The organism is Streptomyces sp. E11-3 (assembly GCF_046540415.1).
Lineage (GTDB): Bacteria > Actinomycetota > Actinomycetes > Streptomycetales > Streptomycetaceae > Streptomyces.
On record NZ_JAZGRL010000118.1, the window covers coordinates 1 to 2,208 of the forward strand.

Below are 2,208 nucleotides of genomic sequence, written 5' to 3' on the forward strand. Positions count from 1 at the left end.
ACGACCTGGTCACCGCGGTCACCGACGCCCTGCGCAGCATCGACACCTAAGGAGCTGGTCGTGCACGAACCCATCGTCGCCCACCACTGGCTCACCCACGCCGCCCCGAAGGCCGCGCCTGCCCTGGCGACGTCCACGGTGCTGGCCCTGGCGCGGATCTGGAACGCCAACGGCGCCGAACACAGTGTCGGCAACGCTGTGCTGATGGGTGCTCTCGCTCTCGGTGCCGCGGCGGCCGGGGCGAGTGCCATCAACGGCCGCCACGGCAGTCCGGAACTGGCCGCCACCGGCTTCGGCGCCTCCGCCGCCCTGGCGCTGGCCGGGGTCGCCGGATACGCCGACGGTCTCGCGCTGCCGCTCTTGCTGTGGGCGATCGCCACCATCCTCGCCTACATCCTGCTCGCCCGGCTGTGGCGCACCGACCGCCGCGAACGCGTCGCGTTCGAGCGGCACATGGGCGAGCGCCACGCAGAGCACGCACACGTGGAACGCGTGGAAGCCCTGCGCGCCGACGCACAGACCGAAGTAGCCCGCAGCGGCGCCGCCTACGCCGAACAGCTCGCCGCCGCGCTCATCACCCGCGCGACGCTGCCCGGCTACGACCCCAAGGCCCTGCACACCGCGGGCCTGCCCCAACTCCCCACCAGGGAAAAGGAGATCTAACCGTGTTCGAGATCCGCGTCATCTGCGACCCCACCGAAACTGAGCACATCGTTGCCGCCCTGGATAGCGCGTTCACCGCTGGCACCGTGACCTTCTACCCCTCCCGTGACGGCAAGCGGAACCGCCTGTACGTCAGGGCCGACCACCGCCCCGCGGGCCAGCCGTGGCCGGACCCGGAGACCGCCTACACCCTCGCCCCGAGCATCCTCAGCGAAATCGGCTGGACCACGCACGCCGCCGCCTCCGCCGAATGCTTCACCGAACTGGACCGGGACTACTACCTGCGCAAGGCCGCAGTCCTGGACCGCATCGCGCTGGCGGACGAAGCCTCCGGCATCTGCGGCGATACCTCCGAGACGGCCGAAGCCGCCGCCGTGTACCTGATGGACCTGGACCACGCCCCGGTCATCTGCGGCCCGCGCTACTACGTCCGCCAGCAGTACGCGGCCTGGGCCAAACGGGAACAGCGCCCAGAGCGGCCCAACGCCTGAATACGCCAAGGGCGGCCCCCGTCTCGGCAAAGTCCGGGGCCGCCCTTGTCCACCTGCCCACTACAGACCTGTGGAGGTCTCCAGCATGACCCAACCCACCGACCACACGCGAGCGTCCCTGCTGGACGCCGCACTCACCGCCGCGGAGCGCGGCTGGCACGTCTTCCCCCTGCGCCCCGGCACCAAGCGCCCAGCCCTGCACGGGGAAGCGTCCTGCCCCCGCACCGGCGCGTGCGCGGCCGGACACGCCAAGTGGGAGCAGCGGGCCACCACCGACACGGACCGCATCCGCGTCGCCTGGGCGCGCGGCGCGTTCAACGTCGGCATCGCCACCGGCCCGTCCGGGCTGCTGGTCGTCGACCTGGACATGCCCAAGGACAAGGGCAGTGCGGACGCGCCTTGCGGCGCGGCGACCTTCACGGCGCTCTGCGAGCGCGCCGGGCACACCGTCCCCGACACCTACCGGGTGCGGACTGCGAGCGGCGGGATGCACCTGTACTTCACCGCCCCGGACGGCGTCCGGCTGACCAACACCGCAGGAACCATCGCCCCGTTGGTCGACACCCGAGCCCGTGGCGGATACGTCGTGGCGGCAGGCAGCATCACCCCCGCGGGAACGTACGAGGCTCTGTGCGCCTCTGAAACGGCCGCTGTGCCCGCATGGCTCCAAAGCATCCTGCATCCGGCCCCCAAGCCCGCACGGGCACCCCTGAGCGCCATCATGGGGCAATCCCGCCGATATGCGGATGTAGCTCTCGCCAACGAGACGCGGAACGTCGCCACGGCCACCGACGGCAGCCGCAACGCCACCGTGCTGCGCGCCGCCCGTGCCCTGGGTCGGCTGGTCGCGTCGGGCGACCTCACCCGCGCGCAGGTTGAGCAGGCTCTTAGTGGGGCTGCGGCCTCCAACGCCACTCAGTCGCAGCGCTACTACGACGACGTGATCCGGCGAGGACTGGACTGGTCCATTGCCCACAACTCCACCCGAAGCAGGGCAGGGGGCAAAGCGGCATGACCCCCCGCCCTGCCCCTAAGAGCCTTACCCGCACCCCGT

Annotated in this window: 3 protein-coding genes; all 3 read left to right on the plus strand. The window is 71.3% G+C overall.

Translation table 11 applies throughout. The annotated features are described in order from the left end of the window. Positions 1 to 60: 60 nt before the first annotated feature. The 3 genes from U9R90_RS35665 to U9R90_RS35675 all read left to right on the plus strand — a co-directional run bounded on the left by U9R90_RS35665 (position 61) and on the right by U9R90_RS35675 (position 2,169). A complete protein-coding gene (locus tag U9R90_RS35665; RefSeq protein WP_411061607.1) occupies positions 61 to 663 on the plus strand; it encodes a hypothetical protein in 603 nt (200 codons plus the stop codon). Positions 664 to 665: 2 nt separating this feature from the next. After that, positions 666 to 1,154, plus strand: a complete 489-nt coding sequence (locus U9R90_RS35670; protein WP_411061609.1) for a hypothetical protein — start codon at positions 666 to 668, stop codon at positions 1,152 to 1,154. An 85-nt stretch (positions 1,155 to 1,239) separates the two neighbouring features. Continuing rightward, positions 1,240 to 2,169, plus strand: coding sequence for a bifunctional DNA primase/polymerase (locus U9R90_RS35675; protein ID WP_411061610.1), 930 nt, complete (start codon positions 1,240 to 1,242; stop codon positions 2,167 to 2,169). The last annotated feature ends 39 nt before the right edge of the window (positions 2,170 to 2,208 follow it).